Genomic DNA, 17,458 nt, shown 5'->3' with positions numbered 1-17,458 from the left:
TAGCGTTGAAAAAGCGCCGAGGAATCGACTGCGGCGCGGAAGCCCGCGCCGCATGTCGCCGCGCTTATTTGCCGCGCAGCTTGTGGTCCAGGCTCAGCCTGCCGGCGCCAGCACAGGCGAGGATCAGGAAGCCGCCGGCAATGGTGATGTTCTTCATAAAGCTGACCATCTGCCCCTGGTCGCCGGGCACATAATGGAACAGCCAGGCGCTGGCCAGACAGAAGAGCGCCAATGCCAGCGCCCACCAGCGGGTGAAGTAGCCGAGCAGAATTGCCAGGCCGCCGATCAGCTCCACCAGGATCACCAGCGGCAGCAGTATGCCCGGCACACCGGCGGATTCCATAAAGGCCTGGGTGCCGCTATAGCCGCCGATCTTGTTCCAGCCGGCGGTGATGAACATCAGGGACATCAGGACCCGGCCGAGCAGTTTGCCGAGATCGCAGTAGATGGGGTTGTGCATTGCTGAATCCTCGCTTGAGATCAGTCAGATAGTGACGGTGGAACTGCACTCAGTGTAGTTCTGTTTTTTACGGAGAAAACCGCAAAAATTCGCGAATAGCTTTCGATTTTTTAAAGTCTGTCGTCGCGTTTGCTTTCGCGCCTGCTCCATCGGGCCTATTCAAAGTCACCCAGGCCCGCGCGCAGCGAGCGGATCAGGAATTCGGCGGCGGGGCCGCAGCGGTCGGCATCGGCGTAGATCAGATAGACAGTGACATCCCGCTCCCAGGGCTCCTCGGTGGGCAGCGGCAGCAGCCGGTCGGCGGACAGGGATTCGCGGATGCGCGTCTCCGGCAGCCAGGCGAAACCGAGACCGCGCTCTATCAGCTCCACCGAGGTCTGCACGCTGGTCACCGTGATGCGCTGATCGGAGCCCAGCCAGCCGGAATCCTGGCGGTGTTTGACCGCCGAATCCCGCAACACTATCTGCCGGCTGGCCTTCAGGTCCTTGCGCGCCACCGGCCGCCCCAGCAGGTGCAGCGGGTGCAGCGGGTGGGCGACCGGCACGAAGCGCACCCTCGCCACCGGCTCGCCGACGAAGCCCTGCGGTACCCGCGCGCTGAGGATAAAGTCCGCCTGCTGCTGCAGCAGCAGTTCCTCGGCGCCGGACAGCACCGTCTCGCGCACCTCGAGTCGCGTGTGCGGAAATTCCTCGGCGAAGCGCTCGATGGCATTGCACAGGCATTCGAAATCGAAGATGACATCCACCGCCAGGGTCAGCGTCGCCTCCTCGCCGGCGGCCAGACTGGCGGCCACCAACTCCAGCGCCTCGGCCTCGTTCAGCAGGCCGCCGGCGCGGGCCAGCAGTATGCGCCCGGCATCCGTCAGCTCGGCCTTGCGGCCGCGCACCTCCAGCAGCGGTATGCCGAGGCTCTCCTGCAGCTTGTGCACCGCGTGATTGATGGAAGACTGGCTCTTGTGCACCGCCTGGGCCGCCTGGGAAAAGCCGCCGTGCTCCACCACCGATTGAAACATTCGCCACTGTTCCAGGGTGACCTTGGCCATTTGCATTCCTCTTGCACTGAAAGGGTCTCACTCATCGCTGTGGCCGCGGCGATCTACGCGCGCGAAACCTTATATAGCTCAATCCACCTAAGGATTCGAATAAATGCAGCGATAATTTGCCATTTTTAATCGAAATCATCGGCCTATACTGCGGACAAACGCACGATTGGAGGTGTCTATGGCAAATTCAGCAGAGAATGGTTTTACGCGCCGGCCCGGTGCCCGCCCGCTGGTGCGGGGTGTCGGCAGCCAGGCGTCCGCGGACGGCGCCGGCGTCAGGATCCAGCGCGTCGCCGGCTTCGACAGCCCCGACTTCAGCCCCTTCCTGATGCTCGACGAGATCCGCTCGGAGAATGCCGACGACTATATCGCCGGCTTCCCGCCACACCCGCACCGGGGCATCGAGACCCTGACCTACATGCTGAACGGCGAGTTCGAACACCGCGACCACCTCGGCAACCGCGGTGCCGTGTCCTCCGGCGGCGCCCAGTGGATGCGCGCCGGTCGCGGTATCATCCACTCGGAAATGCCGGGCCAGGCGCCGGGCGGCATGCACGGCTTCCAGCTGTGGATCAACATGGCGGCGGCCAACAAGATGGACAGGCCCACCTGGCGCGATATTCAGGCGGCGGAAATTCCCGAGCTGGCGCTGGACGACGTGGGCTCGCAGATACGCCTGATCGCCGGCCAGTGGCAGGTCGGCGGCGGGACGCAGAGCGCGCCTCTTATCGAAGCGGCCGCCGAGGCGGCGGTGGCGGATGTGCGCCTGGCGCCCGGCGCCGAGGTGCTGCTGCCACTGCCGGCGGAACACAGCGTGCTGGTGTTCGTCTACCGCGGCGCACTGGCGACCGAGCGCGGCGTTATCCAGCGGGGCAACCTGCTGTTGTACGGCGCCGGCGAGTCGTTACAATTGCGCGCCCGGAATGAAGAAGAGGGAGCCGGTCTGCTGTGCCTGCACGGCCTGCCCCTGCGCGAACCCGTTGCCCACTACGGCCCCTTCGTGATGAACAGCCGCGAGGAAATCGAGCAGGCGCTGCGCGACTACAATAACGGCACGCTGACCGACTGACAGCCCTAATCCCTCTGTGTAGGAGCGGCGGGGCGGCCATCCGCTCCTACAGTTGCTGTTCTGTTTGCCCAACAACGCCGAGAAAGTGAGCCCGCGCGCGCGATATGGAAGTCTATTACACCTTTTCTTTTCTGGCCGCGGTGGCGGTGTTTCTCGGTTTTCTCAATCAGTATGTGCTGCGCGCGCAGGCCACCATCGCGATCACTGCCGGCGCCCTGGCGCTGTCACTGCTGGTAATCGGCCTCGGCAAACTGGGCATCGTCGAACTGCGCGCCTGGGCCGACCAGCTGCTGCCGCTGCTGAACCTCGAAGACCTGCTGCTGAAAGGCATGCTCGGCTTCCTGCTGTTTGCCGGCAGCCTGCACATCGACCTGCTGGCGCTGCGCAACCAGCGGCTGGAGATCGGCCTGCTGGCGGTGGTCGGCACCCTGATCTCCACCTTTGCCGTCGGCGCCCTGCTGTACTGGTTCCTGCAACTGGTGGGCATGCCGGTAGCGCTGGTCTACTGCCTGCTGTTCGGCGCGCTGATTTCCCCTACCGACCCCATCGCGGTGCTGGCGATCATCAAGAGCCTCAAGGCGCCGGAACAGGTGTCCATCCAGGTGGAGGGGGAGTCCCTGTTCAACGACGGTTTCGGCATAGTCGTTTTTGCGGTGATCTACGCGCTGGCCTTCGAGGGCGGCGAGCCGAGCCTGCCGGCAGTGGCCGAACTGTTTGCGGTGGAAGCGCTTGGCGGCGTGGTACTGGGACTGCTGATCGGCGGCCTGTTCCACTGGCTGATCTGTGCCACCAACGAGCACAGCCTGGAGCTGCTGCTGACACTGGTGATCCCCACCGCAGGCTTCTCCCTGGCCAATATCCTCGGCGTTTCCGGTGCGCTGGCGATGGTCGTGAGCGGCATCATTATCGGCAACTTCACCCGCGAGCGGGGTTTCTCCCGTGTAAGCCAGCACGAACTGGATAACTTCTGGACGATTACCGAGGACTTCCTCAACGGCCTGCTGTTCCTGCTGGTGGGCCTGTTCCTGATCACCATCGACCTGCAGAGCTTCGACTATCTGCTGATGGTGGCCGGTATCTTCATAGTGCTGCTGGCGCGCGCACTGGCGGTGACCATTCCGTTTACGATCCTGAAACGGTTTCGCCGATACCACCCTTACACGGAACGCATACTGATCTGGGGCGGCCTGCGCGGTGGTCTGGCGCTGGCGCTGGCGATGTCGATTCCGGCCGGCCACGCCTATATCCAGGGGCAGGACCTGCGCCACCTGTGGGTAGTGATGACCTACGGCGTGGTACTCTTTTCCATCGTGGTGCAGGGCTCCACCATCGCGCCGCTGATCGTCCGCAGCCGGAGCATCGCCGAACCGGAAAGGTCGGCGGAGCCGGCGCACTAAACCGACAACAAAAAGACAACAGTTTCCATGGAACACGCCAGCTTCCTGTTCCAGGCAGTGATCTACCTGGCCGCAGCGGTGATCGCCGTGCCTATCGCAACCCGCCTCGGTCTGGGGTCGGTACTCGGCTACCTGCTCGCCGGTGTCGCCATCGGACCGCACGCACTGGGCCTGGTCGGCGACGCCAGCGCCGAGATGCACGTCGCCGAATTCGGCGTGGCGCTGATGCTGTTCCTGATCGGCCTGGAACTGCAGCCGCGCAGGCTGTGGCAGATGCGCGGCGCCATTCTGGGTACCGGCAGCGCCCAGTTGCTGCTCACCGCCGCCGCGGTGGCCGGACTGGCGCTGCTGCTGTTCGGGGCGGACTGGCGCGCCGCGCTGGCCATCGGCCTGATACTGGCGCTGTCCTCGACCGCCATTGTGCTGCAGTCGCTGAGCGAGAAGGGTCTGCTGAAGACCCAGGGCGGGCGCAGCGCTTTTGCGGTGCTGCTGTTCCAGGACATCGCCGTGATTCCGATTCTGGCGCTGCTGCCGCTGCTGGCGGGCACACCGCCGGCGCCGGACGAGGCCGGCCTCAGCGGCTGGCGCTACGGCCTGGCCGTGTTCGGCACCATCGCCGCCTTCGCCATCGCCGGGCGCTACCTGCTGGGCCCGCTGCTGCGGCTGGTGGCCGGCAGTCAGGTGCGCGAGATGTTCACCGTGACCTCGCTGCTGATCGTGCTCGCCGCGGCGGCGGTGATGACCTGGCTGGGGCTATCGCCGGCGCTGGGCACCTTCCTCGCCGGGGTGCTGCTCGCCGAGAGCGAGTTCCGCCACGAACTGGAAGCGGATATCGAGCCCTTCAAGGGACTACTTTTGGGCCTCTTCTTTATCGCCGTGGGCGCCAATCTCAATTTCAACCTGATCGCCGCGTACCCGCTGCTGCTGCTGGGGCTGGTGCTGCTGTTGGTGGCGGTCAAATTTGCGGTGCTGTTCGCGCTGGCGCGCACCATGCGCATGTCGCGCGGCGAGGACTGGCTGTTTGCGCTGGCGCTGGCGCAGGCGGGAGAGTTCGGCTTCGTACTGGTTTCCTTCGCCGCCCAGAACCGGGTGCTCGACGGCACCACCGGCAACCTGCTGGTCGCCCTGATCGCGCTGTCCATGGCACTGACACCGATACTGCTGCTGATCTACGAGCAGCTGATCCAGCCGCGCTATATGCGCGGCGCCGAGGGCGACCTCGCGGGCGCCGGGGAACCGCCGGTGGACGAGGGATCGCCGGTGATCATCGTCGGCTACGGCCGCTTCGGCCAGATCGCCGGGCGGCTGCTGAACGCCTGCGGCTATTCCACCACGCTGCTGGAGCGCAACGCGGAACAGCTGGACCTGGTGCGCCGCTACGGCATCCGGGCCTACTACGGCGACGCCTCTCGCGAGGACCTGCTGCGCGCCGCCGGCGCCGAGAACGCCCGCCTGGTGATCCTGACGCTGAGCGACCAGGCCGCATCACTGGAAATCGTCGCGCAGCTGCAGAAGCACTTCCCGCACCTGACCATACTCGCGCGGGCGCGCAACCGCATGCACCAGTACGCGCTGATGGAGGCGGGCGTGCAGCATATCTTCCGCGAGACCGTGGACTCGGCGCTGTCCATCGGTGAAAGTGCGCTGGAAGTGCTGGGCTGGAGCCCGTTGCGGGCGCGGCGCGCCGCGCGCAAGTTCAAGCAGCACGACCAGCGTATGCTGGAATCTCTGTTCCCCTACTGGCGCGACGAATCCCAGCATATCGCACAGACCAAGATCTACCGCGAGCAGCTGCTGCAGGCGCTGCGCGAGGACCGCCGCGACAAGGACCTGCACCTGGATCACCACTGGGACGATTCCCGCCCCGGCATGTAGCTAGTCCTCGGTGCGCAGACTCGCCTCCACCAGATCGACTTCCAGCACCAGTTTGCGGTGCAGATCGTCGTCGATCTGTCGCTCGATACGCAGGCGGAATAGCTGATCCCGCTCCGCAGCGAGGGCGTCCAGGTGAAACTCCCGCTCGGTCTGCGCCATTATCCAGACCCGGTCTTCGCCCTGTCCGACACCGCCGGCCAGGCGCCGGCGGTAGACATCCAGCAGATAGTCCAGCGCCTCGCGCTCGACATCTGCGGCTTCATCCTTCTCCTCTATGCCGTCGCGCAGGGATTGCAGGCGCTGTATAGCCGCCCGCGCCGCCGCTACGCGCGCGCCGCGCTCGTCGCCGATTGCGGCCAGCTGGGGCGTCGCCGGCAGGCGGCGCACCAGCTGCGGCAGGGCGAAACTGGCCAGCAGCAGCGACAGCAGTATGACGCCCATCGCGATCACTACCGCCAGCTCGCGGCCGGGAAACGCCGAGTCGTCCGGCAGCGCGAGCGGCAGTGACAATACCCCCGCCAGCGTGACGGCCCCGCGCACGCCCGCTACCGCGGCGACCGTCACCAGCAACAGGCGCACGCCCGCGTCCCTGATGTCCCCGCGAACCCTGCCCAGGTAAATCGATGCCCAGACCCAGAGAAAACGCAGCGCCAGCAGGGCCGCGGTGATCGCGGCTATATACAGCAGCAGGGTCCAGTCGCCGACGACGGCGCTGTGGCGCGCCGCACCCACATCGGCGGTGAGGATGCGCACCAGCTGTTCACCCAGCAGCAGAAAAATGATGCCGTTCAGTACACCCTGGACCGTGTCCCAGACCGCCTGCCGCTCCATGCGCGTGGCGGACAGCTCGGGACCGTGCAGATTCACGTACTGAGTGGCAATGCCCGCGGTGGCCGCGGCGAGAATGCCGGAGCCGCCCAGGTGTTCCGTCGCCAGGTAGGCGGCATAGGGCACCAGCAGGCTGACCAGCACCTGGACCCCGGTATCCTCGCCACCGAGGCGGCCCAGCCAGCGCAGCGCATAGCCGCAGGCGAAGGCCACGCCGGCGCCGATACCGACGCCCGCGGTCGCCATCCAGACAAACCCGAGCGCCGTCTGCGATAGTGAAAAGCTGCCGGTCACCGCAGCCGCCACGGCAAAGCGGAAGAGGTCAAGCCCGGCGGCGTCGTTCAGCATCGCCTCGCCTTCGAGGATGTGTTTGAGGCGGGGCGGCAGGGGCGTACTGCCACGCACGGCCGTCAGCGCGACCGGATCCGTCGGGGCGAGTATCGCCGCCACGGCAAAGGCCACCGGCAGCGGCATTGAGGGCACTAGCCAGTGAATGAAAAAGCCCATCCCCACCACCGTGAACACCACCAGGCCCACGGCGAGCACGAGGATCGGCCGCAGATCGCGGAAGAAGGCGCCCTTGGGAATACGCCAGCCGTCCAGAAACAGCAGCGGCGGGATAAACAATAGAAAAAAGATTTCCGGATCGAGGGGGATTCTGACACCCAGCGCGCCGCCGAGCAGGGCGCCGGTGGCGATCTGCACCAGTGGCAGCGGCAGCCGCACCGGCAGAATGCGCACGATCATGCCGCTGACCGCTACCGCCAGCAGCAGGATCAACACCAACACTACGTAGTGCACGGTGCCGCCCGTCAGGGCCGCGCCCGGCGCGGGGCAGCCGGCGGCGGTAGAAAGTTGCTGAGCCAGCGGTGACGGGCGGACCTCAAGGGAGTACTCACTGTACGTCGGGCGGATTACAGCGAGTATAGAAAAGCGGGACTCGGGGCAGGGCGGACCATTGCCCGCCCCGGACTAATCGAACATTTCCGGCTGTTCGGCGCAGATCACGCTGTATAGCGGCTGGAAGCTGAAGATTCCCGCCAGTTCGGTGCCCACCACCGCGCGGGTGCGAATGGCCACCTCAGGCTCTATCAATTTCGGTGCGCCGGCGGCCTCCGCCAGCAATTGCGCCTGGCAGCTGCGCTCCATGGTGATATACCACCAGGCGGCCTCGTCGACGGACTTGCCGACCGTGAGCAGGCCGTGGTTCTGCAGTATCAGCGCCTTCTTTTTGCCGAGCGCCTGCGCCAGCGCCTCGCCTTCGCCCATCTCCAGGACCACGCCGGAGAAGGTGTCCAGCAGGCCGTGATCGCCGAAAAAGGCGCAGGCATCCTGGGTGATCGGATCCAGCAAACGGCCGAGCGACGACCAGGCCTTGCCGTGCAGGGAATGGGCGTGGGCCGCGGCGATCACATCCGGGCGCAGGCGGTGGATATGGGAGTGGATGGTGAACGCGGCACCGTTCAGGTAGCCGTCCCCCTCGACCACCTCGCCCTTGTGGTTGACCAGCAGCAGCTGCGACATGCGCAGCTGCCTGAAGGACACACCCATCGGGTTGACCCAGAAGTGATCCTCCAGCACCGGATCGCGCACGGTGATATGGCCGGCCACACCTTCATCGAAACCGAACTTGCCGAACAGGCGGAAGGCCGCGGTGAGCTTCCGCTTGCGCTCCTCGCGCACCCGCTCCGGCGACAGCGGCGGTTCACCGAGCAGTACACTCACGTCGCCGTTCAGTACCGCGGCGTTGGTGTCCGCTGTTTTTCTTGTTGTTTCCGCAGTGGTCATTAACCGGCCCTCTCATCGTCGGAGATGACGAAGGCTCCTTATAGCACGCCGATCGGCGTTTGCGTGAGGGGGGGCGCCAAAGTATGGTTCCCGCAGAAACTGCTGCCAGAAAAGCAAAAGGCCGCGCAGCGGCGGCCTTGAATTGGTAATCGACAGACAATTACTCGACGGTGACCGACTTGGCCAGGTTGCGCGGCTGGTCCACGTCGGTGCCCTTCAGCAGCGCCACGTGGTAGCTGAGCAGCTGCAGCGGCACCGTGTAGAGGATCGGCGCCAGGCTCTCGGGCGCGTCCGGCACTTCGACCACGGTCACGCCGGGCTCGCTGGCGAAGCCGGCCTTGGGGCTGGCGAATACGAACAGCTGGCCGCCGCGGGCGCGCACTTCCTGCAGGTTGGATTTAAGCTTCTCCAGCAGCTCATTGTTGGGGGCTACCACAATGACCGGCATATCCGCATCCACCAGCGCCAGCGGGCCGTGCTTCAGCTCGCCGGCCGGGTAGGCCTCGGCGTGGATGTAGGAGATCTCCTTCAGCTTCAGCGCGCCCTCGAGCGCAATCGGGTACTCGACACCGCGGCCGAGGAACAGCGCGTGGTGCTTCTCGGCGAAGGCCTCGCTGGTGTCCTGCACCAGCTTGTCGAGGCCGGTGAACTGCTCCATCAGTTGCGGCAGCTGGTGCAGGGCTTTGACCAGCTCCGCCTCGCGCGCAGCACTCAGGCCGTTGACCTTGGCCAGCGCGATACAGAACAGCTGCAGTGCGACCAGCTGGGTGGTGAAGGCCTTGGTGGAGGCGACGCCGATCTCCGGGCCCGCCTCGGTCATCAGCGACAGTTCCGACTCCCGCACCAGCGAGCTGTTGGGGACGTTGCAGATAGTAAGTGACGCCAGGTAGCCGAGTTCCTTCGCCTGGCGCAGGGCGGCCAGTGTGTCCGCGGTCTCGCCGGACTGGGAGATGGTGACAAACAAGGTGCCCGGGCGCACCGCGGTCTTGCGGTAGCGGATCTCGCTGGCCACTTCCACCGCGCAGGGGATGCCGGCCCAGTCCTCGATCCAGTAGCGCGCCACCAGGCCGGCGTGGTAACTGGTGCCGCAGGCGACGATCTGCACCTGTTTCACTTCCGGCAGTATCTCGTGGGCGCGCGTCCCCAGGGCCTCGGACAATACCGACTTGTCGCCGATGCGGCCGGCCAGGGTGGCCTCCACCACGGTCGGCTGCTCGAAGATCTCCTTCTGCATATAGTGGCGATAGCGGCCCTTGTCGGCGGCGTCGTGGCCGCCGTTCAGCTTGTGTACCGGGCGGCAGACCTCCTCGCCGCGCTGGTCGCGCACGGCGATGCCGGCGCGGGTGATCTCGGCTACATCGCCTTCCTCGAGATAGATAAACCGGTCGGTAACCTGGCGCAGGGCCATGGGATCGGAGGCGATAAAGTTCTCCTCGATGCCGACCCCCACCACCAGCGGGCTGCCGGAGCGGGCGCAGACCAGCACGTCCGGCTCCTCGGCGCTGATGACGCCCAGCGCGTAGGCGCCTTCCAGTCGCGCGATGGCGGCGGTGACCGCGGCCAGCAGGTTGAGCCCCTCGTCGGTCAGCGAATGGATCAGGTGCACCACCACTTCGGTGTCGGTATCCGAGATGAACTGGTAACCCATTTCGCGCAGCTCCGCGCGCAGGGCCTGGTGATTTTCGATGATGCCGTTGTGCACCAGCGCGATCGGGCCCGACATATGCGGGTGGGCGTTCAGGTCCGAGGGGGCACCGTGGGTGGCCCAGCGGGTGTGGGCTATGCCGAGGCGGCCGGCGGCGGGAGCGGTGGCGAGCCGGGCCTCGAGGTCCGCGACCTTGCCCTGGCTCTTGCGCAGCTGCAGCTGGTGATCTCCGTCCAGCAGGCAGACGCCGGCGGAATCGTAGCCGCGGTATTCCAGCCGGCGCAGGCCTTCCAGCAGGATTTCATTGACGTTGCGCTGGGCCAGCGCACCTACGATTCCACACATAGCATCAACCTCGGTAATCTCTAAAAAATATAGCGCCAGTCCCCGCCACTCGGGCTTCTGGTCAGGCGTAAATACTCACTTCAGCACAGATAACCCGCACGCCCTTGGCTTCCAGCTGGCGGCGGATGTCCTCGTCCAGGCCACTGTCGGTCACCAGGGTGTCGACCTGCGCCCAGGGCAGTTCCAGGTTCGGGATGCGGCGGCCCACCTTGCTGGATTCCGCCAGCACCACCACTTCGCGCGCCACTTCCGCCATCACCCGCGACAGGCCTATCTGTTCGTTGAAGGTGCAGGTGCCGCGCGCCAGGTCGATGCCGTCGGCGCCGATAAAGGCGCGGTCGAAGTCGTAGCCGCGCAGCACCTGCTCGGCCACCTGGCCCTGGAAGGCCTCGAAGTGCGGATCCCAGGTACCGCCGGTCATCAACAGCGTGGGCTCGTTCTCCAGCTCGCGCAGGGCGTTGGCCACGTGCAGCGAGTTGGTCATCACCACCAGGCCGCGCTTGCGCTCCAGTTCCGGGATCATCGCCGCGGTGGTGCGGCCGTAGTCGATCACGATGCGGTGGTGGTCCGGGATCAGCGCCGCGGCGGCGCGGCCGATGGCGCGCTTGACCTCGGATGGCGCCTCCTCCAGCACCAGCTCCCGCGGCACCGGTATGGCACCGCCGTGGCGGCGCAGCAGCAGGCCGTGGTTCTCCATCGCGGTCAGGTCCTTTCGGATCGTAACTTCGGATGTTTCGAACTGGCGCGCGAGCTGCTCCACGCTGGCTTCGCCGGCTTCGTTGAGCAGGGCGAGGATCTGGTGGCGGCGCTGCTGGGTGTTGCGTTTGGACATGGCAGAATAAGTTTCGCTTCGAAACTTAAAGATAGCGAGTCGAAACCCAAATTGCCACAGAATTTTTTCGCTTCCCGGTGGGAGCCAGCCCTGCTGGCGAAAGAGAAAGGCATCGCGATTTGTCGCCTGCAGGGCAGGCTCCCACGATTCAGCCTGCGAGGGCCCGCAGCAGCGCTTTCAGAAAGCGCGCCAGCTCGCCGCCGGTCACGGCGCGGTGATCGGCGCTGACCGAGAGCGGCAGCAGCGGCCGCACGGCCGGCCGGTCGTCCACCGCCACGACGCCCTGAAAGGTCCGCCCGGCACCGACGATGGCCACGGTTGGCGGCAGTACCACCGGCGTGGCGTAGCGGCCGGCCATGCCGCCGAAGTTGGACAGCAGTATGGTGCCGCCCTGCAGGTCCCGCTGGGCGATGCCGGACTCGCGCGCCTGCGCCTTGTAGTCCTCGATCTGCTGCAGTATTTCTTCGTCAGCGCTGGCGGCCACATCCCTGAGCACCGGCACATAGAGCCCGCGTGGCGAATCCACCGCCAGGCCGATATTGACGCTTTCTGCCGGGTTGAGCCGTTCGTCCTCGTAGAGGGCATTCAGGTTCGGCTCGGCTTCGCAGGCCCGCTGTATCGCGCGGATCAGGCGCAGGGTGGCGGACTCCTGCCCCCACCAGGCGGAGATATCCACCTGGTCGCACAGGGTCATCGGCGCCACCTGATCGCGGGCGCGACTCATCGCCAGCGCCATGGCGCGGCGAGCCGGGGACATCTGCGCGGGCGCGGGCGCCGGTTTGGCCGGGGGCCGTACCTTCTCTTTGCTTTCGGGTATCTGCTCTGCCGCCGCGCGCACCTCTGCGGCGGTGAAGCGCTCGCCCCCCGGTGTCAGCTGCGTCAGGTCGACGCCGAGGCGGCGCGCCAGCGCGCGCACCGAGGGCGTGGCCAGCCGGCGCGGGACCGCGGTGGGCGCAATCTCGGCGCCGAGCACCTCGCGGCTCTGCTCGATCTTGCCGACGACGGTGCCTGAGTCAGACGGTTTTTCCTCTTTCTCTGTCCGATCGCGGCCACCGGCGGATGGCCGCCCCGCCGCTCCTGCAGAGGGGGCTACCTCGGGGGATTTTTTCTCGGCAAAGCCCACCAGCGGCTCGTCGACATTGACGGTTTCATCCACGGCGGCGAAGAGTTTCTCCACGGTGCCGCTCCAGGGGGAGGGCACCTCCACCAGCGCCTTGGCGGTCTCGACCGTGACCAGGCTCTGATGCGCGGCGATGGTCTCGCCCTCCCGCACATGCCACTCGCGGATCACCGCGTCCGGCAATCCCTCGCCCAGGTCCGGCAGCTTGAAAATCTTCATGCGCGGCCCCCATCCGGATAGTCCAGTGCCGTCCGCACCGCGGCCAGTATCTGCTCGACGCCGGGCAGGTAGCTGTCCTCGAGCCGGTAGTAGGGCATGACCGTGTCGTAGCCGGTGACCCGCTGCACCGGCGCATCGAGCAGGTCGAAGGCGTAGTCGTTCAGCTGTGCGACTATCTCCGCCCCCAGACCGCAGAAGCGCGCCGCCTCATGGACCACGACGCAGCGGCGGGTCTTCTCCAGCGAGTCGATAATGCCCTGGATATCCAGCGGCTTGAGCGTGGCCGGATCTACGACCTCTGCCTGTATACCTTCCTCGGCCAGCCGTTCCGCCGCCCGCAGGGTCTCCTTCAGCGAGGCGCCCCAGGCGATCAGCGTGACATCGGCGCCCTCGCGCAGCACGAAGCAGCGGTCGAGCGGCAGCGCCTCGCCACTGTCCGGCACCTCCTGGCGCACCGCGCGGTAGATGCGTTTCGGCTCGAGGAAGATCACCGGGTCGGGGTCGCGGATTGCGGCCAGCAGCAGACCGTAGGCCCGCGCCGGCGAGGAGGGCACCACGACGCGCAGACCGGGGATATGCGCGAACAGCGCCTCGGTGCTCTCCGAGTGGTGCTCGGGCGCGTGTATGCCGCCGCCATAGGGCGCGCGGTAGACAATCGGGCAGCTCAGGCGCCCGCGGGTGCGGTTGCGAAAGCGCGCGGCGTGACTGAGTATCTGGTCCAGGCCGGGATAGATAAAGCCCATAAACTGGAACTCGGCCACCGGCCGCAGTCCCTGCACCGCCATACCCACGGCGATGCCGCCGATCATGGTCTCCGCCAGCGGCGTGTCGAGCACCCGCGCGGGGCCGAAGCGCTGCTGCAGGCCCTCGGTGGCGCGGAAGACGCCGCCATTGCGGCCGACATCCTGGCCATACACCAAGACCCGGGGATCCGCCTGCATTTCATAGGCGAGCGCCTGAGTGATCGCTTCCACCAGCGTGATCTGCGCCATCAGTCTTCCCCCTCACCGGCTTGGGCCAGCTGCTCGTACTGCTCGAGGTAGGCCTCCGGCAGCTCGGCATAGAGGTGGTCGAACATGGCGGTGGCCCTGTCCCGGGGCCGCTCGGTATAGGCGCGCAGGGCGCGCTCCAGAATCTCGGCCAGTTCCCGCTGCAGCTCGTCCTCCTGCTCGTCGCTCCAGAGGTCCCGCCCGCGCAGGTAGAGGCCCAGGCGCACCAGCGGCTCGCTATGCCAGGCCTCGCGCACTTCCTCTTTAGGCTGGTAGCGGCCGGCATCGTCGGCGGTGGTGTGGTCGCACAGGCGGTAGCTGGTGGCCTCGATCAGCGTGGGACCCTGGCCGGCGCGCGCGCGGCCGACCGCGTCCGCCACCGCCGCGCGGACGGCGATCACATCGTTGCCGTCGACCTGCAGCCCGGGGATGCCGGCGGCGATGGCTTTCTGGGCGATGGTCCTGCTGGCGGTCTGCGCGGCCAGCGGCACCGAGATGGCCCAGCGGTTGTTGTTGACCACAAATACCACCGGCAGCCGCCAGACGCCGGCGATATTCAGCGCTTCGTAGAAGTCGCCCCTGGAGGTGGCGCCGTCGCCGGCGCAGGTCACCGCCGCCCGCGGCGGCTCATCCAGCTGCTCGTGCTTGTACTTGAGCGCGAAGGCGACGCCGGCGGCGTGCAGCAGCTGGGTGGCGATGGGAATGCAGAGCGGCAGGTCCTCGCGGGCGTGTTTGTAGTCCTGGCCGCGCTCGTCGCCGCCCCAGATGGCGAGAATCTCCTCTATCTCGACGCCGCGCTCGAGCAGCGCGCCGGTTTCGCGGTAGTAGGGGCAGTAGACATCGTCCTTTGCCAGGGCGCCGCCGACGCCGACGCCGATCGCCTCCTGGCCGAGGCTGGAGGGGTAGGTGCCCAGCTGCCCCGTGCGCTGCAGCTTGACCGCGCGATCATCGACCAGCCGCGCCAGTGCCATCTGGCGATAGAGCGCCTGCAGCGTATCCGGGGTGGCGAAGTCCGGCAGCGCCTGCGTCGCGCGGCCCTGTTCGTCGAGGTATTGCAGATGGGCGATGTCAAATGACGCGAGCAGATGCATTCTGGGTTTGTGCATCGGGTTTTTTCCTTATGTTCCCGATGCGCAAGTGTAGGGGATGGGGGCAGGGCCGCCGGCGCAGAGGAGGGGTTCCGCGCCGGATTTCCGGCCTGAAGAGGGGAGAGCTTCGATCGGTCCCGCCGCGGGTGGCCGCCCGGCAAAAAACCTGATCGGTCCTATTTTCCAGCCGCGGCGCTTTTCCCGGACGGCCACCCGCGGCAGGACCTCGCACCCTGCTCGCCTGCGGCCGGCGCAAACTCCCCGTCCAGTGCAAGCTGCGTCAGTCCCTCTTGGTCGGGCGCTGCCAGCCGGAGATGTTGCGCTGCTTGCCCCGCGCCACCGCCAGCTCGTCGCTGCCGACCTCGCGGGTGATGGTGGAGCCGGCGCCGATGGTGGCGCCGGCGCCGACGGTCACAGGCGCGACCAGCGCGGTGTTGGAACCGATAAAGGCGCCATCGCCGATTTCAGTCACAGACTTGTTCACGCCGTCGTAGTTGCAGGTGATGGTACCGGCGCCGATGTTCACGCCCGCGCCGACGATCGCATCGCCGACATAGGACAGGTGATTGACCTTGCTGCCGCGGCCGATCTTGGCCTTCTTGGTCTCGACGAAGTTGCCGACCTTGGCGCCGTCCGCGAGCTGGGTGCCGGGGCGCAGGCGCGCGAAGGGGCCGATGGTGCAGGCCTGGCCGACTTCGGCCTCCTCGATGATCGAGTTGGCCTCGACGCGGGTGCCGTCGGCCAGGCGGCAGTTTTTCAGCAGGCAGTTGGGGCCTATCTGCACACCCTTGCCGAGCACCACTTCGCCCTCGAACACGCAGTTGATGTCGATGCTGACATCCGCGTCGCACTCGAGGCGGCCGCGCACGTCGATGCGCGCCGGGTCCAGCAGGGTCACGCCGGCATTCATCAGCGCCAGCGCGCGGCTGTGCTGCAGGGCGCGCTCCAGCTGTGCCTGCTGCACGCGGCTGTTGACGCCGGCCACTTCGACCGGATCCGGGCAGCGCACGCCGGTGACCGGGATCTCCTCGCTGACCGAGCGCGCGATCACATCGGTCAGGTAGTACTCGCCCTGGGCGTTGTCGTTGGACAGCTCCGGCAGCCAGCGCGACAGCAGGTCCGCGGGCGCGGCCAGTATGCCGGTGTTCACTTCGCGGATGGCGAGGGTGTCCGCATCGGCGTCCTTCTCCTCGACGATGGCCAGCACGCGGCCGGCGTCGTCGCGCACGATGCGGCCGTAGCCGGCCGGGTTGGCCATCTCCACCGACAGCAGCGCCGGGCCCTTGTCGGAGGCCGACAGCAGCGATTGTAATGTGCCGGTTTTCACCAGCGGCACATCGCCATAGAGCACCAGCACGGTGGAGCCGCTGCGGAAATTCGGGATCGCCTGGGCGACGGCGTGACCGGTGCCCAGCTGCTCGGTCTGCTCGACGAACCTGACGCCGCTGTCCGCGAAGCGCTCACGCACCAGCTCAGCGCCGTGGCCGATCACCACGGTGATTTCCACCTCACCGAGCTGCTGGGCGGCCTCGATGACCCGGCCCAGCATGGGCACACCGCCGATCGGGTGCAGCACCTTGGGCAGGTCGGAGCGCATGCGGGTGCCTTTGCCGGCGGCGAGGATTACGATATCGATACTCATGGGAACTCTGGTTCACTTTCTGTATTGGCAATAATGGCTGCGAATTGTGGCCACTTCGCGAATCGACTACAAGTTGACGTCGGGAAGTACGGCTTCGCAACCGTTAGAATTACCCGTCTTATCAGCATTAGTGGAAAAGAGGACACGGTGGAAACAAGAGGTCTCTGGCTTTCGATTGTCGGCTGCCTGTCGATGGCGGCGCTCGGCTTTATTTTCGCCTACCAGGCGAAATCTGAGGCGATCTTCCTGGATGGCGTGTTTTCCCTGGTTAACTTTGTCATGTCGCTGGTAATGCTGAGCGTTTCGCGCCTGATCAGGCGCAGTGCCGACCGCCGCTTTCCATTCGGTTACGCCAGCTTCGAGCCGGCATTCAACGTCCTGCAGAGTATGGTCATACTCGGCGTGATGCTGATGGCACTGTCCTCGGCGATCGCCGCGCTCTACCAGGGCGGCCGCTCGCTGGAGGCCGGTATCGCCACCTTCTATGCGGTTGTCGCCAGCTCCGGCTGCCTGGCGGTCTACCTGGTGCTGCGGCGCATTGCCCGCGTGTCCGGTTCAACGCTGATTGAAGTCGATTCTTTCGCCTGGCTGATGGACGCGGTTCTGAGTGGGGTGGTGCTCTGCGCTTTCGCGTTTGTCTGGCAGTTCGGCGAGCTGCTGGGTGGCTGGCTGCCCTTTGTCGACGCCTGGATGGTGATCGTCATGGTGGCGGTGATGCTGCCGGTCCCCGCGCGCATTCTGTACCGCAACCTGATGGAGGTGCTGCTCGCCGCGCCCTCTGCAACAGTGCAGCGGGAGATCCGCAGCGCCTTCGCTGCCGCCATGCACAATATACCCGGGCAGCGCTGGTCGCTCAGCATGACGAAAACCGGCCGCTCCCTCTACCTGCACGCGCGGATTCTGCTCGACGAAAATTACAGCAACGCACCGGTGGAACAGGCCGATGAGTGGCGGGAGCTGGTGACCGAACGCATGAGCGCATACGTCGCCGAGCAGGAATTCGACGTGGTCTTCACCACCGATCCCGATTACCTCTAAGCCATCGCTGCCGACATTCTCCTGCCCCAGACCAGAGCGTCGTTTCCAGTCATCCCGTTGCAGGGAAGGCTAACGCAAAT

The 17,458-nt window shown here is 66.3% G+C and carries 14 protein-coding genes; 4 read left to right on the top strand and 10 right to left on the bottom strand.

Going from position 1 to position 17,458, the window contains the following annotated elements; all coding sequences use genetic code 11:
- Positions 1-64: 64 nt before the first annotated feature.
- Positions 65-460 (bottom strand): DoxX family protein, encoded by a 396-nt coding sequence (locus RRF64_RS12235; protein ID WP_323846168.1) that lies wholly within the window; start codon positions 458-460, stop codon positions 65-67.
- A gap of 155 nt (positions 461-615) precedes the next feature.
- The gene (locus RRF64_RS12230; RefSeq protein WP_323846167.1) at positions 616-1,503 is read right to left on the bottom strand and encodes a LysR family transcriptional regulator; all 888 of its coding nucleotides are present in this window, start codon (positions 1,501-1,503) and stop codon (positions 616-618) included.
- A gap of 178 nt (positions 1,504-1,681) precedes the next feature.
- Here RRF64_RS12230 and RRF64_RS12225 point away from each other — a divergent pair, with 178 nt between their 5' ends.
- The 3 genes from RRF64_RS12225 (at position 1,682) to RRF64_RS12215 (ending at position 5,844) form a co-directional block, all read left to right on the top strand.
- Entirely contained in the window at positions 1,682-2,572 is an 891-nt protein-coding gene (locus RRF64_RS12225) for a pirin family protein (RefSeq protein WP_323846166.1), read from the top strand.
- 104 nt (positions 2,573-2,676) lie between these two features.
- A complete protein-coding gene (locus RRF64_RS12220; protein WP_323846165.1) occupies positions 2,677-3,969 on the top strand; it encodes a cation:proton antiporter in 1,293 nt (430 codons plus the stop codon).
- A 27-nt stretch (positions 3,970-3,996) separates the two neighbouring features.
- The gene (locus tag RRF64_RS12215) at positions 3,997-5,844 is read left to right on the top strand and encodes a monovalent cation:proton antiporter-2 (CPA2) family protein (RefSeq protein ID WP_323846164.1); all 1,848 of its coding nucleotides are present in this window, start codon (positions 3,997-3,999) and stop codon (positions 5,842-5,844) included.
- Here the strand turns inward: RRF64_RS12215 and RRF64_RS12210 are convergent, their stop codons facing one another.
- The 8 genes from RRF64_RS12210 to glmU form a co-directional block, all read right to left on the bottom strand.
- Complete coding sequence (locus tag RRF64_RS12210; RefSeq protein WP_323846163.1) at positions 5,845-7,473, bottom strand: Na+/H+ antiporter; 1,629 nt, start codon at positions 7,471-7,473, stop codon at positions 5,845-5,847.
- 171 nt (positions 7,474-7,644) lie between these two features.
- Positions 7,645-8,460, bottom strand: coding sequence for a class II aldolase/adducin family protein (locus tag RRF64_RS12205; RefSeq protein WP_323846162.1), 816 nt, complete (start codon positions 8,458-8,460; stop codon positions 7,645-7,647).
- Between the two features lie 160 nt (positions 8,461-8,620).
- The gene (gene glmS / locus RRF64_RS12200; protein ID WP_323846161.1) at positions 8,621-10,450 is read right to left on the bottom strand and encodes a glutamine--fructose-6-phosphate transaminase (isomerizing); all 1,830 of its coding nucleotides are present in this window, start codon (positions 10,448-10,450) and stop codon (positions 8,621-8,623) included.
- A gap of 61 nt (positions 10,451-10,511) precedes the next feature.
- Positions 10,512-11,282, bottom strand: coding sequence for a DeoR/GlpR family DNA-binding transcription regulator (locus RRF64_RS12195; protein ID WP_323846160.1), 771 nt, complete (start codon positions 11,280-11,282; stop codon positions 10,512-10,514).
- A 148-nt stretch (positions 11,283-11,430) separates the two neighbouring features.
- The gene (locus RRF64_RS12190; RefSeq protein ID WP_323846159.1) at positions 11,431-12,621 is read right to left on the bottom strand and encodes a dihydrolipoamide acetyltransferase family protein; all 1,191 of its coding nucleotides are present in this window, start codon (positions 12,619-12,621) and stop codon (positions 11,431-11,433) included.
- Positions 12,618-13,613, bottom strand: coding sequence for an alpha-ketoacid dehydrogenase subunit beta (locus RRF64_RS12185; protein ID WP_323846158.1), 996 nt, complete (start codon positions 13,611-13,613; stop codon positions 12,618-12,620). The genes RRF64_RS12190 and RRF64_RS12185 overlap by 4 nt, the downstream gene beginning before the upstream one ends.
- Entirely contained in the window at positions 13,613-14,716 is a 1,104-nt protein-coding gene (pdhA, locus tag RRF64_RS12180; RefSeq protein WP_323846157.1) for a pyruvate dehydrogenase (acetyl-transferring) E1 component subunit alpha, read from the bottom strand. The genes RRF64_RS12185 and pdhA overlap by 1 nt, the downstream gene beginning before the upstream one ends.
- Before the next feature lie 262 nt (positions 14,717-14,978).
- On the bottom strand, positions 14,979-16,340 hold the full coding sequence (glmU, locus tag RRF64_RS12175) for a bifunctional UDP-N-acetylglucosamine diphosphorylase/glucosamine-1-phosphate N-acetyltransferase GlmU (protein WP_323846156.1): 1,362 nt from the start codon (positions 16,338-16,340) through the stop codon (positions 14,979-14,981).
- 147 nt (positions 16,341-16,487) lie between these two features.
- Here glmU and RRF64_RS12170 point away from each other — a divergent pair, with 147 nt between their 5' ends.
- The gene (locus RRF64_RS12170) at positions 16,488-17,378 is read left to right on the top strand and encodes a cation diffusion facilitator family transporter (protein WP_323846155.1); all 891 of its coding nucleotides are present in this window, start codon (positions 16,488-16,490) and stop codon (positions 17,376-17,378) included.
- Positions 17,379-17,458: the final 80 nt, after the last annotated feature.

Origin of the sequence: Microbulbifer magnicolonia (assembly GCF_035117725.1) — a bacterium.
GTDB classification, from domain to species: Bacteria; Pseudomonadota; Gammaproteobacteria; order Pseudomonadales; family Cellvibrionaceae; genus Microbulbifer; species Microbulbifer magnicolonia.
Note: the sequence above shows the minus strand (reverse complement) of the source record. Positions and strands in the feature narration are given on the sequence as shown.

Excerpts from the sequence above, each read along its gene's own strand:
- RRF64_RS12235 (WP_323846168.1), bottom strand. The coding sequence starts at position 460 with ATGCACAACCCCATCTACTGCGATCTCGGCAAACTGCTCGGCCGGGTC.
- RRF64_RS12230 (WP_323846167.1), bottom strand. The coding sequence starts at position 1,503 with ATGGCCAAGGTCACCCTGGAACAGTGGCGAATGTTTCAATCGGTGGTG.
- RRF64_RS12225 (WP_323846166.1), top strand. The coding sequence starts at position 1,682 with ATGGCAAATTCAGCAGAGAATGGTTTTACGCGCCGGCCCGGTGCCCGC.
- RRF64_RS12220 (WP_323846165.1), top strand. The coding sequence starts at position 2,677 with ATGGAAGTCTATTACACCTTTTCTTTTCTGGCCGCGGTGGCGGTGTTT.
- RRF64_RS12215 (WP_323846164.1), top strand. The coding sequence starts at position 3,997 with ATGGAACACGCCAGCTTCCTGTTCCAGGCAGTGATCTACCTGGCCGCA.
- RRF64_RS12205 (WP_323846162.1), bottom strand. The coding sequence starts at position 8,460 with ATGACCACTGCGGAAACAACAAGAAAAACAGCGGACACCAACGCCGCG.
- glmS (WP_323846161.1), bottom strand. The coding sequence starts at position 10,450 with ATGTGTGGAATCGTAGGTGCGCTGGCCCAGCGCAACGTCAATGAAATC.
- RRF64_RS12195 (WP_323846160.1), bottom strand. The coding sequence starts at position 11,282 with ATGTCCAAACGCAACACCCAGCAGCGCCGCCACCAGATCCTCGCCCTG.
- RRF64_RS12190 (WP_323846159.1), bottom strand. The coding sequence starts at position 12,621 with ATGAAGATTTTCAAGCTGCCGGACCTGGGCGAGGGATTGCCGGACGCG.
- RRF64_RS12185 (WP_323846158.1), bottom strand. The coding sequence starts at position 13,613 with ATGGCGCAGATCACGCTGGTGGAAGCGATCACTCAGGCGCTCGCCTAT.
- pdhA (WP_323846157.1), bottom strand. The coding sequence starts at position 14,716 with ATGCACAAACCCAGAATGCATCTGCTCGCGTCATTTGACATCGCCCAT.
- glmU (WP_323846156.1), bottom strand. The coding sequence starts at position 16,340 with ATGAGTATCGATATCGTAATCCTCGCCGCCGGCAAAGGCACCCGCATG.